General features: G+C 62.5%; 18 protein-coding genes. 5 read left to right on the top strand and 13 right to left on the bottom strand.

The window, feature by feature from the left end:
- Positions 1-33 precede the first annotated feature (33 nt).
- Together ASG39_RS06250 and ASG39_RS06245 are read right to left on the bottom strand one after the other, a co-directional pair.
- On the bottom strand, positions 34-1,107 hold the full coding sequence (locus tag ASG39_RS06250; RefSeq protein ID WP_062593995.1) for a LysR family transcriptional regulator: 1,074 nt from the start codon (positions 1,105-1,107) through the stop codon (positions 34-36).
- A 189-nt stretch (positions 1,108-1,296) separates the two neighbouring features.
- Complete coding sequence (locus ASG39_RS06245) at positions 1,297-1,974, bottom strand: DJ-1/PfpI family protein (RefSeq protein WP_062593993.1); 678 nt, start codon at positions 1,972-1,974, stop codon at positions 1,297-1,299.
- Between the two features lie 74 nt (positions 1,975-2,048).
- Here ASG39_RS06245 and ASG39_RS06240 point away from each other — a divergent pair, with 74 nt between their 5' ends.
- From ASG39_RS06240 to ASG39_RS06225, 5 genes are all read left to right on the top strand, one after another.
- A complete protein-coding gene (locus tag ASG39_RS06240; protein ID WP_062594177.1) occupies positions 2,049-3,011 on the top strand; it encodes a helix-turn-helix domain-containing protein in 963 nt (320 codons plus the stop codon).
- 250 nt (positions 3,012-3,261) lie between these two features.
- Positions 3,262-4,329: a substrate-binding domain-containing protein gene (locus ASG39_RS06235; protein ID WP_062593991.1), complete on the top strand. Its 1,068-nt coding sequence runs from the start codon at positions 3,262-3,264 to the stop codon at positions 4,327-4,329.
- A 159-nt stretch (positions 4,330-4,488) separates the two neighbouring features.
- Positions 4,489-5,574, top strand: coding sequence for an ABC transporter permease (locus tag ASG39_RS06230; protein WP_082476989.1), 1,086 nt, complete (start codon positions 4,489-4,491; stop codon positions 5,572-5,574).
- On the top strand, positions 5,571-5,723 hold the full coding sequence (locus tag ASG39_RS23680) for a hypothetical protein (protein ID WP_244481147.1): 153 nt from the start codon (positions 5,571-5,573) through the stop codon (positions 5,721-5,723). Before ASG39_RS06230 ends, ASG39_RS23680 begins: the two co-directional genes overlap by 4 nt.
- Positions 5,724-6,021: 298 nt before the next feature.
- Positions 6,022-7,596 (top strand): ribulokinase, encoded by a 1,575-nt coding sequence (locus ASG39_RS06225; RefSeq protein ID WP_062593989.1) that lies wholly within the window; start codon positions 6,022-6,024, stop codon positions 7,594-7,596.
- A gap of 180 nt (positions 7,597-7,776) precedes the next feature.
- Here ASG39_RS06225 and ASG39_RS06220 read toward each other — a convergent pair whose 3' ends face one another.
- The 11 genes from ASG39_RS06220 to serA all read right to left on the bottom strand — a co-directional run bounded on the left by ASG39_RS06220 (position 7,777) and on the right by serA (position 19,508).
- Entirely contained in the window at positions 7,777-9,000 is a 1,224-nt protein-coding gene (locus ASG39_RS06220) for an ROK family protein (protein ID WP_062593987.1), read from the bottom strand.
- 432 nt (positions 9,001-9,432) lie between these two features.
- Positions 9,433-10,695: a Zn-dependent hydrolase gene (locus ASG39_RS06215; RefSeq protein WP_062593985.1), complete on the bottom strand. Its 1,263-nt coding sequence runs from the start codon at positions 10,693-10,695 to the stop codon at positions 9,433-9,435.
- Positions 10,692-11,534: a BtpA/SgcQ family protein gene (locus ASG39_RS06210; protein WP_062593984.1), complete on the bottom strand. Its 843-nt coding sequence runs from the start codon at positions 11,532-11,534 to the stop codon at positions 10,692-10,694. The genes ASG39_RS06215 and ASG39_RS06210 overlap by 4 nt, the downstream gene beginning before the upstream one ends.
- On the bottom strand, positions 11,531-12,445 hold the full coding sequence (locus ASG39_RS06205; RefSeq protein WP_062593982.1) for a ribokinase: 915 nt from the start codon (positions 12,443-12,445) through the stop codon (positions 11,531-11,533). The genes ASG39_RS06210 and ASG39_RS06205 overlap by 4 nt, the downstream gene beginning before the upstream one ends.
- 3 nt (positions 12,446-12,448) lie before the next feature.
- The gene (locus tag ASG39_RS06200; RefSeq protein WP_062593980.1) at positions 12,449-13,225 is read right to left on the bottom strand and encodes a glutamine amidotransferase; all 777 of its coding nucleotides are present in this window, start codon (positions 13,223-13,225) and stop codon (positions 12,449-12,451) included.
- A gap of 27 nt (positions 13,226-13,252) precedes the next feature.
- Positions 13,253-14,341: a phosphotriesterase gene (locus ASG39_RS06195; RefSeq protein ID WP_062594170.1), complete on the bottom strand. Its 1,089-nt coding sequence runs from the start codon at positions 14,339-14,341 to the stop codon at positions 13,253-13,255.
- 2 nt (positions 14,342-14,343) lie between these two features.
- A complete protein-coding gene (locus ASG39_RS06190; RefSeq protein WP_062593977.1) occupies positions 14,344-15,387 on the bottom strand; it encodes an ABC transporter permease in 1,044 nt (347 codons plus the stop codon).
- A complete protein-coding gene (locus tag ASG39_RS06185) occupies positions 15,384-16,193 on the bottom strand; it encodes an ATP-binding cassette domain-containing protein (RefSeq protein WP_062593976.1) in 810 nt (269 codons plus the stop codon). Before ASG39_RS06185 ends, ASG39_RS06190 begins: the two co-directional genes overlap by 4 nt.
- A 142-nt stretch (positions 16,194-16,335) precedes the next feature.
- Positions 16,336-17,277, bottom strand: a complete 942-nt coding sequence (locus ASG39_RS06180) for a substrate-binding domain-containing protein (protein ID WP_062593974.1) — start codon at positions 17,275-17,277, stop codon at positions 16,336-16,338.
- 208 nt (positions 17,278-17,485) lie between these two features.
- Entirely contained in the window at positions 17,486-18,028 is a 543-nt protein-coding gene (locus ASG39_RS06175; protein ID WP_082476999.1) for an XRE family transcriptional regulator, read from the bottom strand.
- Between the two features lie 241 nt (positions 18,029-18,269).
- Positions 18,270-19,508, bottom strand: a complete 1,239-nt coding sequence (gene serA / locus ASG39_RS06170; protein WP_062593970.1) for a phosphoglycerate dehydrogenase — start codon at positions 19,506-19,508, stop codon at positions 18,270-18,272.
- Positions 19,509-19,703: the final 195 nt, after the last annotated feature.

The raw sequence follows: 19,703 nt of genomic DNA, 5'->3' as shown, positions 1-19,703 counted from the left end.
GGTCCGCTCGCGTCCGATCCCGCGTCACTGGTGTTAAACAAAGACGGGCGCTTCGGACCGCAGGAAGGTCATTGGCATCGATCCCGTCGGATCGAAGACGCGAACGCCGGCCGCAACCGACTTGATCGTTTGTCGCAGCCAGACGTGATCGGGCGACTGGTGCTTGCACTCGTGCCAGAGCATGTAAAACTGCATCTGACCGAGTTCGCGCGGTGCCTCCAGAACGACGAGCGGAAAGGATTGTGCGATCTGCTCGGCAAAAATTCGACCGGTGGTGAAGACGAGGTCCGATTGCGTCAGCACGTAGGGCGTGATCGCATATTCCGGTACGGAGACGGCGATGTTGCGCTTGAGCCCGAGCTCGATCAGCCGTCCGTCGATCGGGCTGAGATGGGCGCGCTTGTCGGATGTCGGAGAGAGATGTTTTTCCTTCAGGAACTCGCCCATCGCCATCGGTTCCTGGAGACTTGCCAGTCGATGGCTCGGGCGAACGACGCAGACGATGTCGGTGCTCAACAAGGGCGACATCCGCAGATTTTCCGGCGGATGCGGCCAGTTTCCGATGACCGCATCGATGGACCCATCCGCGAGCTGGCTGATCAGATCGTCATAGCTCGGCATATGCGACGCATCGACACTGACATTGGGCGCCTTTTGTGCAATGTTTCCGACCAGCCGGGGCAGAAACACGGCTCCGAGGCAGTTGTCTGCGACGATGCGAAAGTTTCGTGTCGCAGTGTCGGGGTCGAAGGTGGCGTGCGGCGATAGGTGTGCGTCGATCGTGCCGAGAATATCGCGCAATGTATCCTTCAAAGCGAGACCGCGCTCCGTGGGCACCAGCGCTCCTCCGGACCGGACCAGAAGCGGATCGTCCAGCATTTCCCGCAGCCGTTTCAACGTCAGGCTAACCGTCGGCTGCGCTTGCCCCAGAATGTCGGCTGTCTTCGAAACGCTGCATTCCGTCAGCAAGGTCAGAAGCGTCCGCATCAGACGCACATCCATCATCCCATTCGCCTGTCGCGTCATGACCAGCCTTCTCCTTTCGAACGCCGCACCAACGGTGGAGAAGACGCATAATTCATGCCACCCCGTGAGACGACACGGCATGATGGGCGTCAGGGCTTTGCGGCTTGGAGGATGAGCTCTCCATGACAGCAGCGGGATGACAGCAGCGGGCGAACCCAATGGTTTCACAATCCCCGGCTTCGCGCCGCTTTGACGGGCCGGTCCGATCGCGCATGGGTTCGACGATCTGTTGACTGACGGCGTTTTCCGCCGTGAGCCAAGCCACCGAACTCAACTTTCCGGGCCTATCGCGGACAGGAGCACCTCTCGCTCCCGCCGCGATCCCGCCATGCGGGCCCTGGCGGATGCGAGCACGTCCGGCGAGGCGGTTTCGGGGAGGCCTGCGCCGAAGGGAGGCTCGGGCGCGTATTCCAGCGACAGCTGGATCGTTTCGGCTTCCTCTTGCCCGATAAGCTCTGCGACGACGGCAAGCCCGAAGTCGATGCCGGAGGTGACGCCGCCGGCCGTGATGAGCGATCCGTCCCGCACGACCCGCTCCCTGACGGGCACCGCACCGAAGCTCGCGAGGAAATCATGGGCGTTCCAGTGCGTGGTGGCACGGCGGCCCCGGAGAAGACCGGCGCGGCCAAGGACAAGCGAACCGGTGCAGACCGACGTCACGAAGCGCGCCTTGGCGGCCTTGTCCCGCACGAAGGCTAACGTCTCGTCGTCGGTGAGCAGCGCGTTGACGCCCGCGCCGCCCGGCACGCACAGGACGTCGAAATCCGGCGCGTCGACAAAGCGCATGTCGGGTTGCAGCCAGAGACCGGTCGAGGCTCGCACGGGCTCAAGATCCTTCCACACGAGATGGACCTTCGCGCCCGTGGCGGAGGCGAAGACCTCATAAGGCCCGGTCAGGTCCAGCTGCTGGACGGCGGGAAAGCAGAGAATTCCAAAGTGAAGCGTCATGAGCCCGTTTCCTTGTTGACGGAGCGACCCTACTGCAGCACAGATTGGCCTTTGCGCCAATCATCGCTCATATCATGCCAAATGACCTGCCGCATTCCATCGAGATCCTCGCCTTCGAGAACGCCCAGATTCTGGACGTGACGGGGCCGGCGCAGGTCTTCGCCACGGCGAACGACCTGGCGCCGGCTGGTGCGAACAAGCCCTATGCGATCGACATCGTCTCGGCCGACGGGGAGGTCGTGACCAGTTCCGGCATCGTCCTGCGATCCAAGGCGCTTCCGGAAGAGGGCGGCGGGGGAACGCTGATCGTCTCCGGCGGCCACGGCGTGAATGCCGCATGCCGCGATGAAGCGCTTCTGACCTGGGTTCGACGACGCGCGGCCCGCGCATCGCGCACCGCATCCGTCTGCAGCGGTGCCTTTCTGCTCGCGGAGGCCGGACTTCTCGATGGCCGCAGGGCCGTGACGCATTGGGGCCGGTGCGCCGAGTTCGCCGCCCGCTTTCCCGCAGTTCGCCTCGATCCCGATCCGATCTTCGTGCGGGACGGATCGGTCTGGACCTCGGCCGGGGTGACGGCCGGTATCGATCTGGCTCTGGCGATGGTGGAGGCGGACCACGGCCGGCCGCTCGCACTGGCCGTCGCGCGCCAGCTCGTCGTGTTTCTCAAACGTCCGGGCAGTCAGGCGCAGTTCAGCGCCGCGCTGGCCCTGCAGCAGTCGGACGGCACCTTCGAGCGGCTGCACGGCTGGATCGCCAGCCATCTCGAACATAATCTGTCGCTCGGCGTGCTGGCCGACCAGGCAGGCATGAGCCTTCGCACCTTCTCGAGACGCTATCGTCAAAGCACCGGCCGCACACCTGCTGACGCCGTCGAAACCATCCGCTTCGAGCGCGCGCGCCAGCTTCTGGAAGAGGGCGCGAGCGTGACGCGAACCGCGGCGCGCTGCGGCTTCGGATCGACCGAGACCCTGCGGCGCGTTTTCCTCCAGCGGCTTGGCGTCGGCCCCAGTGCCTACAGGAGCCGATTTCATGGGTGATGGTGCCTCGTCCGCGGATCATCCTCGTCGCGGCAGCCGCATTGCAAATCGCGGTTTTGAGAGCGCACCTGTCCCCTGCCGTGTTGCAATCGTCGGCCTCAATTCTCCTTGCTCCATCCTTTATGTTTAAACATAGGCAAAAGCCATTATCGATAATGTTGACATCATCCATAATGGAGGTCATCACTGTCGATATCGGCTGATCAATCTTCGGAGGAGGCACGACAGTCGATCTATCGGGAGGACTCATATGAAAAAATTTATCCGGTTCACGTCTGTGGACGGCGCTGCATTGACCGCACGCCTGACAGCAGCAGCGGCTCTTCTCAGCGCCGGCCTGGCATTTCTGCCGGCCAGCGCTCAGGCCGAGGACATTTTGATCGGCGTTATCACCAAGACGGAGGCCAATCCGTTTTTTGCGAAGATTCGTGAAGGGGCGACAAGCAAGGCAGCCGAAATTGGTGGTGTCAAAATCCAGAGCTTCGCTGGGAAGTTTGACGGAGACAACGACAGCCAAGTCGCCGCCATCGAGAATCTGATTTCGGCAGGGGCCAAAGGCATCCTGATCGTCGCGAGTGATACGAAGGCACTCGTGACAGCGGTCGAACAGGCCCGCAAGGCCGGCATCCTGGTCATTGCGCTTGATACCCCCTTGGAGCCTGCCGACGCCGCCGATGCAACCTTCGCGACAGACAATTTCAAGGCGGGCGAGTTGATTGGAGCGTGGGCCGCAAAGACGGTCGCGGATCCTTCGAAGGCAAAAATCGCCTTTCTGGATGCGCTTGAAAATCAGCCCACCGTCGATGTGGCGCGTGATCAGGGCTTCATGAAGGGTTTCGGCTTGGATCCCAAGGACGTCACGCGTTACCTCGACGAAGAGGACGAGCGCATCGTCGGGCACCAATGGGGCCAGGGTTCTGAAGAAGGGGGGCGAACCGGGATGGAGACACTCCTCCAGAAGGACAACGACATCTCCGTCGTCTATACGATCAACGAACCGACGGCGGCAGGTGCGTACGAAGCGCTGAAGGCGGCTGGAAAAGAAGGCTCCGTGCTCATCACGTCTGTCGACGGCGGTTGCCCGGGCGTCAAGAACGTGAAGGCAGGCGTGATCGGCGCAACGTCGATGCAGTATCCGCTGAAAATGGCGTCACTCGGTGTGGAGGCCATTGTCGACTACATGAAGACCGGGACAAAACCTGTCGCCAGCCCAGGCCTGCCATTCTTCAACACCGGTGTGACTCTCGTAACCGACAAGCCGGTGGCCGGCGTCGAGTCGATCACGTCCGACGAGGCGTTGAAAGCGTGCTGGGGCTAACCTGCTCTGATCCGCCATTGACGGGCTGCATAGTCCGCACGTCTGTCGAAAAGACAATGCCAGTGCAATGATACCCCAAGACGGGGACACGGTCCTGCATCGCGAGATCGCGGCCGTGTCCTCGAATACCGATATGCAAGACTGAGACAGGGCAACCCCATGAACAATCTGCGTGATGAGGCGCCGGTTCGCGCCACCGACTTTGAAGGCGGTTTGGCCCCTGCCGAAGGTTCGGTTGCTGTCTTCGAGACCCGCGAGGCGAGCCCGATCCGAAGGTTTCAGCGGTTCTTGCACGCCAATCCCACAATGGTTCCCTTCATCGTTCTCGTTGCGAGCGTGGCCGTCTTTTCCATGATTGTGGGAGGCCGCTTTTTTCAGCCCTTCAACCTCTCACTCATCCTGCAGCAAGTCACCATTATCGGCATTATCGGCATTGCCCAGACATTGGTCATCCTGACGGCCGGTATCGATCTGTCGGTTGGGGCGATCATGGTCCTCACATCGACACTCATGGGACGCCTGGCGATCGTTGCTGGCCTTCCCGCTGAACTAGCGTTTGTGATCGGGATAGCCGCCGGGCTGGGATGCGGCCTGATCAACGGCTTCCTCGTTACCTATGTCCGTCTACCACCATTCATCGTGACGCTGGGTAGCTGGAGCGTCTTCGGTGCATTGAACCTATGGTACTCTGGGAGCCAGACAATCCGCGCCCAGGAGGTCGCGGAAGCTGCGCCTATCCTTCAGTGGATGGGGGCCGCACTGCAGTTCGGGGGCGCGCGCATCACGATGGGGACGCTGCTGATGCTCGCGCTGGGTATCGGCGTCTGGTACATGCTCAATCGGATGGCTTTCGGTCGCCATGTCTATGCGACGGGAGACGACCCGGACGCTGCAAGACTGGCAGGTATCGACACTCGCCGCGTTTTGCTTGCGATCTATGGATGCGCGGGGCTGATTTCGGCAATCGGTGCCTGGGCCCTGATCGGACGTGTCGGCGCCATCAGCCCGACATCGGGCTCGACAGCCAATCTCGACTCCATCACCGCAACAGTCATCGGCGGGACATCCTTGTTTGGCGGACGCGGAACGATTGTCGGGACACTGATCGGAGCCGTCATCGTCGGCGTTTTCCGCAATGGTCTCGCCCTGGCCGGCCTTGATGCTCTCTGGCAGGAGTTTTCGGTTGGCATTCTGATCGTGGCTGCCGTCGGTATCGACCAGTGGATCCGGAGGGTCTCGGCATGAGCCAGCATGCGGCTCTGGAAGCCCGCGGGCTGACCAAACATTTCGGAAACGTCGTGGCACTGGATGGTGCCGACTTCGAACTTCGCGCCGGTGAAATCCGGATGAAGGGCAGGCGGACGTCACCATGCCCGACGCTGTCACGATTATGATCGGGGCGATCACCGTCGCCTCCGTCGAACGTCCAAGACAATCAAGGAGCGGAAGGATGCCGTAATAGGCACCGCCGGATTTCAGACGGCAGCCACATCCGGAAGGATTGATGCGAACCGCCACACACGGGACACCAGCAATGCTGCAAATGCGAGATTTACCCCTTGGATCTGCAATGGCGAGCGCGAACCGCCCCTTGCCCATCGATGCGGTCCAGAAAGCCACTTCTCGACATCCTGGCATGCGACCGGCAGTCCAGCGGGTGATCGGATTCAGCGCCGCAAAGGCTGACGAAAAATGACGGACACTTTTCTGATTGGCTTGGACTACGGCTCGGAATCGGCCCGCGGCGTTCTCATCGACACGGCAAGCGGACAGCAGATCGGCAGTCATACCCATCGCTATCGCCATGGGATCATGACCCAGCAATTGCCAGGCGGCGGCGCTCTCCCCAGGGGCTGGGCCTTGCAGAATGCGGCCGACTATCTCGAAGCCGCCCAGCACATTCTCTCTAAACTCGGGAGCGGGAGAAACATTGATAGTATCGGACTTGGCTTTACGGCCAGTTCTCCCCTGCCGACAACGTTGACCGGTCAGCCACTCTCCGAACTCTACCCAGACGATCCTCACGCCTATGTGAAATTATGGAAGCACGCCGCCGCGCAAAAATTTGCAGACGACATCAATGTGAGGGGTGGTTCCTACCTTGATAATTTCGGCGGTAAGGTCTCTGGCGAGTGGCTTCTTGCGAAGGCCGTTCAAATCGCCGATGAAGCGCCGAAGCTTTGGTCGGAGACGGCACGTTTCATCGAAGCTGGCGATTGGCTCGTCTGGCAATTGTCGGGTCAGGAACGGCGGAGCTTGGGCTTTGCCGCCTATAAGGCTCAATATTCCGAGTCCGATGGATACCCGAAAGGCATTATCGACGGCTTGGAACAGCGGCTCGCACCACCCCATCCCGTCGGCTCTCCGGCGGGAGATCTGACCAAGGCGTGGCGCATCGAGACGGGAATCCAAGGCAAGGCGACCGTTGCCGTTGCCGTCATTGACTCACATGTCGCTCTCCCGGCAACCGGCACTGTTCGGACGGGAAGCCTCGTTGGAGCCCTCGGGACCTCCGCCGCTTATCTGTTCCTGAGCGAGCGTTTCCACGCTCTGCCCACGGGTATTGAGGGCGTCGCCTATAATGGCTCGATCCGGGGCCTCTGGTGCTATGAATCAGGACAGGCAAGTTTCGGAGATACGCTTGCCTGGTTCGTCAGAAATTTCCCACGGGCCGGCAGTGCGGACGAAAGCTTCAAGCTTTACAATTTCGAGGCCGCCATGCTCGCGCCGGGGGAAAATCGACTCGTCGCGCTCGACTGGTGGAATGGCAATCGTGTCCCACTCGCGGATTCGAGGCTCAGCGGAGTCCTGATGGGGCTCTCGATGGATACGACCTCGGTCGGAATCTATCGCGCGCTCATGGAATCGCTTTGTTTCGGCGCGAGGTCGATTTGCGACCTGTTTACCGCCGGCGACATCGCCGTCGAGCGTGTGCTGATGACCAGTGGCTTGGCTCAGAACAACCCGCTTCTTCTCCAGATCATGGCAGACGTCATGAACAGACCGATAGACGTGCCGGAAATCGGCAATCCCACGGCTGTCGGCGCAGCCATCCATGGTGCCGTCGCCGCCGGGGTCGTGTCGTCTTATGAGGAAGGGGCGGCGCGGTTCGGTGCAAAAAGCTACCGCCATTACAGTCCCGAACGACGGCATGTCAGGGTTTACGAGACCCTGTTTCAGCTCTACCGTGAAATGAGCAATTCTGTGCGCGCCCGTGCTGCGATGCATACTTTGAGCGGAATGCCGACAGCCGAAAACCCCGCTTGAAGGCTTGTCGGCTTGGCGTCAGCACAGGGACAGGCAAGAGCGAGGCTGCACTGCAAACGGCCGCAGAGACGCCGTGCCGCGCTGGGGATGACGCGCGTCAAGAAAGCCGATGCTGGAGCATGAAAAGCCAGCGACTATCACCGTCTGATCGATCTCCGGTCCGCTAGAGAACAGCTCCATTCAAACGATACGTGCCGTTTCGCTCCGCTTTACGAAACGCTCGATTAACGCGTCGACGTTTCCCCTGCTGAAGATGTCATCGAGGACGAGATGGGCAGCACCGAACAACGCGCTGTCGCGTTGAGGATCGGACAGAACGATCTGAAGTTCCCGGACGGCAAGCGGCAGGCAGCGTTGATAGACAAGTTCCCGGACGCCGGAGAGAAGATACTCTCCGGCTTTCGCGAGTGTACCGCCAATCACGATGAGACTTGGGTTGAGGATGCTGACGACATCCGACGCCACTTCGCCAATCGTCTGTCCGGCCCGCCGAACCAACATGATGGCCTCCGGTCGATTGGTTTCAACGAACTGCACGACGTGGCGTGCATTTTCGGCAGGGAATCCCCTGGCCGTCAAGTCGCGGGCGATCGCCCAGCCACCCGCGCGCGCTTCCACACAGCCCAGCTTCCCGCAACGGCACAAGGGCGGATCGTCAGACGTAAATTGAATGTGACCGATGTCGCCGGCTGCACCTTGAGCGCCTCGAAATATCTTGCCGCCCGTCACGATTCCGCTGCCGATGCCTGTTCCCGCCTTGATAAAGAACATGTCTTCCACATGCGGAAAGTTTTGGCGGTGTTCACAGATCGTCATGAGGTTCACGTCGTTTTCGACGAAGACCGGCGCCTCATAGTGCCGTCCGAGCCAGCCTCGGATGTCAAACTCATCCCATTTCGGGAGAACCGACGGGCCGACGACACAGCCGCGTTTGTGATCGACGGGGGTCGGAAGGCTCAAACTGATGGCGAAGAGCAACCGATCGGCAACGTCGGCTCGAGACAGTAAGTCCGAAAAAGCGTGGTGAATGCGCTCGAGCGTTCCGTCGGGATCGGCTTGCGATGAAACCTCGATCGTCAGCTGCGATACGATCGCGGGCTGCAGATCCATTGCGGCAATGTGAATATGGGTTTCACCAATGTTCGCAACCAGGATCACGCCGGCATTTTCTCCGATTGCCAGCACCCGCGTCGGTCGCCCGCCACTCGGCAGAGTTCGTTCGGTCTCTCTCACAAGGCCGGCCGCCAGAAGTGCGTTGAGACGCTGGGTCACCGTCACCCTCGACAACCCGGAAGCATCCAGCAGCGTCGCCCGTGACGAGGCAGCGCCCGTTGCAATCAGGGACAGGAGCTCTGCAGAATTGGCGAGCAAGGTGGCGTCAGACAGAATACTGGATTTCTTCATGAAATGCGCCTCCAGCCGCCGTTCTTAATCGCTATGCCGATGTTGATAAAGACAAATCTCGGCGGGACGGCGCAGCGTAATGTAAAAAACTATCCCTCTATGACGATCTCTCCCAGCCGGCTTGCCTAGCCATCAGGACGTCTGGGACGCTGTCTCAGTCCTTTCCTACCCAGAAGCGAGCCCTCTCTGGTTCTGGCGCCGAGACGGAAGCGTCGCTCGCACCAGCAATCGGCCGACGAGCTGGTTTAAAAGATCGGGAACAAAGGCGGCCGGGCGCTTGCGATGAAGGCCGATGTTTCACGCAAGGACGATGTCGTCGCATCAACCTCGAATGGTGGATGCGTTCGACATGCCTTGAATTGGTCCGGTGTAGAGGGCCTCATGGTCCGGGAGGGCGGCGGTCGGCGCGTTGGTGTAACGCCCGAGCGGACGTTACGTTTCTCCCGCTGTCTCATCGCACACGATGCCGCGCAACGTTTCGAACAGCATTCTCGCGCCTGCAATCGAGTGGGCCGGCTCGACATGTTCGGCCTCGTTATGGCTCAGGCCATCCCGGCAGGGCACGAAGATCATCGCGGCCGGCGCGACACGGGAGATGTAGAGGGCATCGTGGAAGGCGCCCGAAATCATATGCCGGAACGGCAGGCCAAGACGGTGCGCTGCCTGTTCGGATTGCCGGACGATGCTTTCGGAAAAGATCGTCGGCGGGACGTCGAACGGTCTGTGGGTCTCGAGCACGCAGCCGTTCATGTCCGATGCGGACTGGAAACGGGCGATGGCAAGCGCTTCGATCCGGGCGAGCCGTTCGGCATCGGGATGGCGAAGGTCGATCGTGAGGCTGAGCGCGCCGGGGATGGCGTTGACCGACCCGGGTTCGACCGAGAGGCGGCCGACGGTAAAGCGCGCCTCCGGGTCGTCCGGCATGATGCTGGCATAGAGTGCGCCGAGTGCGGTCGTCGTCGCGAGCAGGGGGTCGCGGCGATGTGCGAGAGGCGTGGTGCCCGCATGGGCCGCCTGGCCGGTCACCCGGATCTCCAGCCAGCGGGTGCCCTGGACACCCGTTACGATGCCGATCGGAATTCCCTCGCGCTCCAGTGTCGGCGCCTGCTCGATATGCAGTTCAAGATAGCCGGAAACGGGCGTTCCCAGGGCCCGGGTTTCCGCCTGTGGCAATGCGGCAAGCGTCTCGGCGAGAGCGTCGCGAAGCGAGGTGCCTTCCGCGTCATGGATCTCCCGCCATTCGTCAAGGATATGTCCGCGTGCAAAAGCCATGGAGCCCATGACGCCCGGCGTGAAGCGACTGCCTTCCTCGTTCGTCCAGGCGACGACTTCGACCGGCCTGTCAGTCACGATGGCGCGGTCCTCCAGCGTTTCGAGAACCTCGAAGGCCGCGAGCGTGCCGAGCGCGCCGTCGAAGCGGCCGCCGGTCGGCTGGCTGTCGAGATGGCTTCCGATCAGAAACGGAGGCAGGTCGTCGCGCGTTCCGTCGCGGCGGATGAAGAGGTTTGCGAGCGGGTCCTGGTAGACGCGGAACCCGCGCTTCATCGCAAGGTCCGCAAGCAGCGCCCGTGCCTGCCGATCCTCGACGCTTAACGCCTGCCGGTTGACACCGCCGGCCGGCGTTGCGCCAATGGCTGCGAAGCCGTCGAGCCGTCGCAGGAGACGCGCACCGTCTATGTCGATGGACCCTGTCATCCTTTCAGGCCGTCGATGAAGGCGGTGACGCGCGCTTTCTCGACGCGGTTCCACCAGACGCCGTCATATTTCAGCGAACTCGCGACGATGACGCCATCGACGATGTCGAGAATATCGCGCGCATTGTCCGGCGTGACCCCGCTGCCGACCAGTGTCGGAAGGCCGCCCGCCTCCTTGATCATCTTGATGTAGCCGAGATCGGCCGCGTGACCGGTGCGCTGTCCGGTGGCGATGATGGCGTCGGCGTCGAAGAAGACGAGGTCCTTCACCTGCTCCTCGACGGGCCTGTCGGAAACGATGGCGTGCGCCCCGTGCTTCACATGCGCATCGGCGAAGATGCGGATGCCCTGCGCCCTCAGCCTTGCGCGGTAGCGCATGGCCCGCGCTGCCTCGCCTTCGATGAAGCCTTCATTGGCGACATAGGCATTGGCCCATTGATTGACCCGCACGAAGCCGGCGCCCGCGGCACTCGCGATCGCAAGGGCTGGTATCGCGGCATTGGCAAGGACGTTGATGCCGATCGGGCGCCCCAGTTCGCGGCGGATGCGATCCGAGATCACCGACATGTATGCGGAGGTTTCCGGGCCGATATCGTCGGGCTTGGAGAAGGGAATGTCCCCGTGGTTCTCGATGATGACGCCGTCGCAACCACCGTCCAGATAGGCGCGGGCATCGTCCAGGCCTTGCTGATAGACATCCTCGACAGCCTCGCCCTTGTAGCGCGGCGCACCGGGAAGCGCTGCGAGGTGGACGACGCCGATGACGGCCTTGCTCTTGCCGAACACAGCGGTGATCGCATCGCCGGTGCCCGGTCCAACGGGTTTCGCAACCTCTGTCATATCTCTTCCAATCTTGTTGTTTTCAGTCTGCCGGCAAGGTCGGCCGCCGAGGGGCAGGATGCCATCGTGCCGTGCCGGGTCACGGCGAATGCCGCGGCCTGCACCGCCATCCTCAGGGCAGCAAGCGGCGACAGGCCGATCGAGACGTAGCCGGCAAACACGCCACAGAGCACGTCTCCCGCGCCGCTCGAATCGACCACTTTGACCGCGGGTGCCGCCATGACAATCGGGTCGGACGGCCCCTGCGGAAGAAAAAGACATCCGCGAGCGCCGAGAGTGATGACGGAGGACCGGGCGCCACGCTCCCGCAGGACAGCGGCGGCCTCCTGTGCTGTCGCCTTGCCGGAGATCGACAGGGCTTCGCCCTCGTTGACGATGACGACATCGACGCAGGCAAGATCGACCGCGGCACCGACCGCAAGCGGGCTGGCGTTGAAAATCGTCTGGGCTCCAGCCGCTCGCGCCATGGCAAGACAGGCGATCGTCGCATCGGGAGACAGATTGCCCTGCATCACGACGACGTCGGACGGTCCGACCTCGGTTGCAAGCGCGGTCTGGCGGATGGGGTCGAACGCCTGCGCGCAGGCCACGCCGCTCAGGACGATATTTTCGCCGGCCGCATCCACGGCAATCGTCGAGCAGTCGCTCGGACGATCGAACGTCGTCGCGCGAAGCGCGGCAATCTCGCCGGCCAGCATCTCGCTGATGCGGCGCCCGTCCCCGTCGCGTCCGATCGCGGTCCAGAGCGCGACATTTGCCCCGGTGCGCGCCGCCGCCACGGCCTGGTTCGCACCCTTGCCGCCGAGGCCCTGCGAATGGCTGCTCGCGTTCAGCGTCTCCCCGGCGACGGCAAATCGGGGGAGACGGAATGTCGTGTCGATACAGGCATTGCCGACGACATGCACGGTCATGGTTCAGGCCTTGGATGTCGCCCAGGACAGCATCTGTTCGAACAAGGTCTTGTAGCCCGGCCAGGCGATGAAGGAAGACGGAAGCCAATGCGGGCCGACATCCGATGTCCAGGCGACGGTGCGCCCCTTGCCGTAGGTGCCGGTGACGAGCAGCGGCTGGGAACCGTAATCGGTCGAAACGGTGGCGAGAATCTCGGCTCCGTCCTTCACCGTCACTTCGTTGTATCCGAGCAGGATCGGCCAGTCGGGGCCCAGACCCTTCAGGATCGGGTGGCCGGCATCGCCCGTCACGACCGGCGCGAAGCCCTCGGGAACCTCGACACGGTCGTCCACGGACAGGCAATCGACCGGCAAGACCTCTTCCACGGGGGTCTTGCGATAGCGGGCGCCGCCATTGATGCCCTGGAAGCTGTAATAGCCGCCGAACATCAGCAGCGCGCCGCCTTCGCGGACATAGTCGCGCAGCAGGCGCAGGCGGTTCGGCGTCGTCTTGGAGTGGATCCAGGTATCCGGATGCAGCAACAGCGTGTTCGCGCCGATATCCGACAGGATGATCGCGTCATAGGCCTGCAGCGCTTCCAGCGACTGCGGAAAATCCCGCTGCGCCTCGTGCGCCGGCATGAACTGCACGTCGAACGGGCCCTCTTTCAAGGCGGCGAGCAGCTCGTCGGCGCCGGTGTGATAGGTCACGGTCGGAAACTGGTCGAAGCCCTTGATATGGGTCGCGGTGGACACCCAGGATTCGCCTGCGAGAAGAACTTTGGACTTGGTGGTGGACATGGACACTCCTGAAAGTTGGGTGGACGCTCAGCGCGCGCTGGCGAAGACGGATCTGGGGTTGTCGATCAGCATACGGTCGATGGCGGCCTGTTCGACGCCGTGGCGCTTCAGCCGCGGCAGGAAGTGCTTGAGGATGAAGCCGTAGCCGAAGCCGCCATAGCGGGTCAGCATGATCTTGAGAAAGACATCCTGCGACAGGAGGATACGGTCGGCGTGGCCCAGATCGATCAGCGACCGGATGGCGCGCGCGTTCTGCTCGTCGGAGGGCGACTGCGCATCCTGGTCGGCATAGTAGAAGTCCATGCCGATCATGTCGTATTCGAGAAAGGCGCCGCGTTCGGCCAGCGCCTTCTGGTAGGCAAGGTCCTCGTGGCTCGGGTTCATGTGGCACAGCACCGTGTGCCTGAGATCGGCCCCCTCGTCTTCCACGATGTCGAGAACCTCATGGGCAAGGCGCTCCCAGCCAGGCAGGTGGATGGAGAGCGGCACGCCGGTGATCTTCGAGGCCCGTGCTGCGCCGCGCAACGACTTCCGCTCTTCCGGCGTGAAATCCTTGCTGACGCCGATCTCGCCGATGATGCCGGCCATGACGTCGGGCTGCGTCTCGCCACCGCCGACATCGTCGACGATGAAGCGGGCGACATCGTCCACATCCATGGCCTTCAGCCATTCGGGATGGCTGAACTCGAGGTAGAAACCGGTGCCCATGACGATCTTCAGGCCGGACATGCGGGCGATGCGGGCGAGCTTTGCCGGCTCCCGGCCGATGCCGATATTGGTGGTATCGACGACCGTGTGCCCCCCGAGCGCCTGGAAGCGCTTGAGTTCCGACAGAGCGAGGTCGCTGTCGTCCAGCGAGACGTTGTCGCGGTTCATGTAGGGATTCATCCGCAGTTCGCCGATGATCTCCATGCTGACCGGCTGCGTGCCGATCGCCTGGGCTTCCGGATGGCAAGGGCAGCGCCAGGACTTCGCGCCGTCGAGCAGAATGTGCTCGTGCATCAGCGTGACGCCCATCTCGCTGACGGGGATCGGTCCGAGCACGGTCATCACCGTTCCCGAGGCGACGCCGATCTCCGCGCGCTCGCGGGGTGCCGACGCGAACAGGTGGTCCATGGTCATCGCCCTTTCACCGCGCCGCGGAACAGGCGGAAATTGAGCCAGACGGCGATCAGGATGATGGTGCCGGTGACGATCGGCGTCAGGAACGGCGACATATGGGCCAGGATGAGGCCGTTGGCGATGACGGCGACGGTGAGCGCCCCGAGGACCGTTCCGATGATGGTGCCGCGGCCACCGAAGAGGCTGGTGCCGCCGAGCACGACCGCGGCGATGACCTCGAGTTCGAAGCCTTGTCCGGCATTGGACGAGCCGGAGCCGAGGCGGGCGGTGACGATGATACCGGCCAGGGCTGCGGCACTGCTGGAAAGGATGTAGACGAACAGCGTCGTGAAGCGCGTGTCGATGCCCGCCCGGCGCACGGCTTCCGCGTTGGCGCCGATGCCGGTGACATAGCGCCCGAAAGGCGTGCGGTTGAAGACGACATAGGCGATGCCGAGAACGACGAGCGCGATCAGAGCCGGCACGGGCACGCCGAGGAACCAGGCGCGGCCGATGAGGGTGAAGGTGCTGGCGGGATCGACGGGGATCGAGTAGCCGCCCGTGATCAGGAGAGCCAGCCCGCGAATGATCGACAGACCCGCCAGGGTGACGATGAACGACGGTATCTTCTCATAGGCGATAAAGAAGCCGTGGATCGCGCCGATCGCCGCGCCGAGCGCGAGCATCAGGACGATGACCACCGGCCAGGGCAGGCCCGCCTGCAAAGCCGTCGCCGACAGGGTCGCCACCAGCGCCAGCACGGAGCCGACCGAAAGGTCGATGCCGCCGGTGGTGATCACGAAGGTCATCGCGGCGGCCACGATCAAAAGCGGCGCGCACTGCCGGATGATGTTCAGGATGTTCGGCGCCGAGAGGAACGCGCCGGTGATGACGGAGAAGACGACGCAGACGACGACGAAGAACAGGGCGATGGAGACGACGCTGCCGTTTTCGAGCAGCTTGTCCCAGAGACCGGACTTGCGATGGCGCGCGCCGGCGGCATGCGCACCGACAGGAGCGGAACCGGCCGATGAGGATGCGGGAGGCGGCGAGGGGGTCATGCGGAAGCTCCCGTTTCGGGTTCGCGATCGAGCCCGTGCCTTGCCGAGCGCGCGGAGAACTTGCGGCCGACGATGAGGTTGACGACCTCCTCGATGCTGGTGTCCTCGATCCGCCGCTCGGCAACGTTGCGGCCCTCGTACATGACCTGGATCCGGTCGCAGACGAGGAACAGATCCTGCAGGCGGTGGGTGATGAGGATGACGCTGACGCCGCGGGCGCTGACCGTGCGGATCAGTTCCAGCACCGCCTCGACCTCGGCCACGGCCAGGGCGGCCGTCGGTTCGTCCATGATGAGCACCTTCGGCTCGAAAGAGGCGGCGCGGCCGATGGCGATCGACTGGCGCTGGCCGCCCGAGAGGTTCTCGACCTTCAGGCGCGTGTCGGCGATGACGATGCCGAGGCGATCGAGCATGGCGCGGGTCTCAGCGTGCATGGTCTTGGTGTCGAGAAAGGGCACGCCGAGCACGCGGCGGCGCGGCTCGCGCCCGAGGAAGAGGTTGCCGGCCACATCGACCGTGTCGCAGAGCGAAAGGTCCTGATAGACCATTTCCACATGCGCGGCGCGCGCATCCGCCGGAGACGAGAAGGAGACGCGCTCGCCGTCGATTTCGATCGTCCCGCTGTCGGGGATGACCGCACCGGAGAGAACCTTGCTCAGCGTCGATTTTCCCGCTCCATTGTCACCGACGAGGCCGAGAACCTCGCCCGGCTTCAGTGTGAGCGTCACATTGTCGAGCGTCTGGATGGGATTGTAGCGTTTGGAAATGCCCGTCATCCGGACGCGGTAGGGGTGACCGTCGGTCATGATGGAATGTCCTTAAAGAGAGGGCGGGAACCGCAGCCGGCCTGGGAGACCTGCTGCGGCCGCGCACCCAAGCACCCAGGTATCCCGGCATCCCGGCATCCGACGACGGGTCGGTGCACGGGAGCCCGGCGGAAACACTGCCTTACTTGAACATGTCCTTGAACTGGGCGACGTTGTCCTTGGTGACGATGGTCACGGGGACATTGATGACGGGCTCGATGGTCTCGCCCTTCTTCAGCTTGACCAGGGCCTCGACGGCGGCCTTGCCTTCGCCGGCCGGATCCTGCTGGACGACGGCGGTGACCCAGCCTTCCTCGATGCCCTTGACGGCCTGGGCGGTCAGGTCCCAACCGAAGACCTTGACGTCCTTCTGGCGGCCCTGGCTTTCCACGGCGGAAACGGCGCCGATCAGCTGGGGTTCGCCCGTGGCGTAGATCGCCGTCATGTCGGGATTGGCCGTCATCAGGTTTTCGGCGGCACCGAGCGCGACGTCCTGCTGGTTCTGCCCATCGACGGTGTCGAGGAAGGTCACGCCGTCTCCGCCTGCAACCGCTGCCTTCTTAAAGCCGTCCAGACGCTGGTTCTGGATGAAGGAGTTAAGTGCGCCGACGATGCCGGTCTTGGCCGTTCCCGACATGTCGGACTTGACGTAGTCAGCGAAGAACTTGCCGATATCTTCGCCGGCCTTGGCATTGTCGACGCCGATGAAGGAGACGTTGTCGCCGCCCGGGATCTGCGCATCGATGGCGATGACCGGGATGCCGGCCGTCTTGGCGGCCGTGATGGCGGGCTTCACGCCGTTGACGTCGATCGCGACGAGGATGATGCCGTCGACCTTCTGCGTGATATAGGTCTCGATCGCGTCGTTCTGCGCGGCCGGCACGTTGTTGGCGTTGAAGATGACGAGGTCGGCACCGGCAGCCTTTGCCGCCTTCTGCGCGCCGTCATTGATCTGGTTGAAGAACAGGGCCTGCTGGTTGATGGTGACGAGAGCGAAGGTCTCCGCGCTGGCGGATGCCGTACCGAAGACGAATGTCAGTGCGATGGCCGCAGCGCTGCTGCTCAGAATTCTCGAAAGGCGCATTCGGGTTCCCCTTGTTTTTGGGAAGGCCCGATGGACCTCCCTCTCGTTAAGCGCACCCTTATAATTCAAGAGACTTGAATTTTTGTCAACAGACTTGAATGCAAATTTTCGAGCGGCGATTGTCCGGTGCGAGACCGGGACAAACTCTGGATCCTTTTTGGGTCGTTTGTCCATTCGGGAACCGGATTCCACGTCCCCCTGACGAACTCTAGAACGTGGCGGGCGTGTTCACCCAGAAGATGCTCGCCCGTTCCGTGCCCGTGTTGCGGTAATGGTGCGGAAGCTCCGAGTTGAAGACGAACGCATCACCGGCCGCGAGGCGAAAGCTTTTGCCGTCGACGATCAGCTCGATCTCGCCGGCCAAGAGATACCCGACCTCTTCGCCCGCATGCTGAATGGGCCCGGCGCTTTCGCCAGCCTCTTCGATGTGGTGAATATTGCACTGGAGAAGGTGGCCGGCGGAGTAGGGAATGATCCTCTCCAGGGAAATGCCTTCCCCCCGGCGCAGGGGATCGAGGGCGATCATCGGACGCGTTCCCGCCCGGAAGATGATGCCTTCTTCGCCGTCGGATTCCTCGAACATCCATCCGATATTCGTGTCGAGCGCACCGACGAGGCGATGCAGCATCGGAAGTGACGGGGATGCCTTTCCGTTCTCGATCTTCGACAGCAGGCTCTCCGAGCAGTTCGCCGCCAGTGCCAGTGCCTTCAAGGTCATCCCGCGCGTCTGCCGCGACAGCCGCAACCGCATGCCAAGCCGGGAGGGGTTCGCAAGAGGCACGTCGGGGAGATCAGGCTTTGCGGCGGTCACATTCAATCCTTCGAGCAGATCAGGCAGGTTTGCAAAGTCTCAAAATCCACGGCTCATCGTGCTTCGCTTCCAAGGTGTAACATCCAGCTTTAATCAGGATCAAGTTCCTTGAAAGCGCATCCGTCTCGCGCGACGCACAGCGTCTGTCCGTCGTAACGACGATCCGCCCGTGCGGGATGGCTCAGTAGAGCAGCCGCGTTCTGATCGTTCCCGGTATCGCGCGCAGCACCTGAAGGATTTCGTCGGCGGCTTGGGTCAGGCTCTCGACTTCGATGACGACGTAACCGGTGTCGCCATGGGTCTGCAGGAATTCGGCGGTGATGTTCACGCCGCGCGACGAGAAGATCTCGTTCAACCGGATGAGCATGCCGGGGCGGTTTTCGTGGACATGGATGAAGCGCGTCCCGTTCGGGCGCTCGGGCAGCTGGACCTGCGGAAAATTCACGGCGCCCATGGTCGAGCCGATGTCGGAATACTCGACCAGCTTTCTGGCGACTTCCCCGCCGATCCGCTCCTGGGCCTCTTCGGTCGAGCCGCCGACATGCGGTGTCAGAATGACATTGTCCAGGCCCTGCAGCGGGCTTTCGAAACGATCGTTGTTGGAGGCCGGTTCCTTGGGAAACACATCGACCGCAGCGCCGGCCAGATGGCCGTCCTTCAGGACCTTTGCAAGCGCATCGATATCGACCACGGTCCCCCGGGAATTGTTGATGAAGATAGCGCCCTTCTTCATGCGGCGCAGTTCGGCTTCGGTGATCATATTGTGCGTCGATGCCGTTTCCGGAACGTGCATCGTCACGTAGTCCGAAATTTCGAGAAGCTCGCCGAGGGACGCCATCGATTCCGAGTTCCCGCGGCGCAGCCTGTCGGAGAGATCGAAATAGCGGACGACCATGCCCATGCTTTCGGCAAGGGCGCTCAACTGCGAGCCGATATTGCCGTAGCCGACGATGCCGAGGGTTTTGCCGCGGACTTCATGGCTGCCGACCGCGGATTTCTGCCATCCGCCCTGATGCGCGGAAACCGACCGCGGGAAGATCTGCCGGGTCAGCATGATGATCTCGCCGATCACCAGTTCGGCCACCGAGCGTGTGTTCGAATACGGCGCGTTGAAGACCGGAATGCCGCGGTGACGGGCCGCGTCCAGATCCACCTGGTTGGTGCCGACGGAGAAACAGCCGACGGCGATGAGCTTGCGGGCGGAATCGAAGATCTCTTCCGTCAGTTGCGTTCGAGACCGGATGCCGATGATATGGGCATCGGCGATATGGGCTTTGAGATCCTTGTCGTCGAGCGCCTTCGGCAGATGCACGAGGTTGGTGTATCCGCAGGACAGGAAGTAATCCACCGCGCTCTGGCTGATGCCTTCAAGCAGGAGCACGGAAATGCGGTCACGCGCGAGAGAGAGCTGAATAGGCATGGATGAACCTTCGTTTTCCGTAGGGGAACAGGTGATGTCGTTTGCCGGTCTTTGCGGCGCATTTCAACGATGCTTTGCGACCATCCGATAAAAACTGCAAGCAACAATAGGCTGCCGACGCGCATGGTCCGAGAGGGGCAGGCCGATCGGCGGTCTGGTCGGGCGGGCATGGGAGGCGCGGATTGACGGCCGGGA

Source organism: Rhizobium sp. Leaf371 (genome assembly GCF_001424045.1).
GTDB lineage: Bacteria > Pseudomonadota > Alphaproteobacteria > Rhizobiales > Rhizobiaceae > Ferranicluibacter.
The sequence above is the reverse complement of the archived record's forward strand: the minus strand, read 5'-3'. Positions and strand labels throughout refer to the sequence as shown.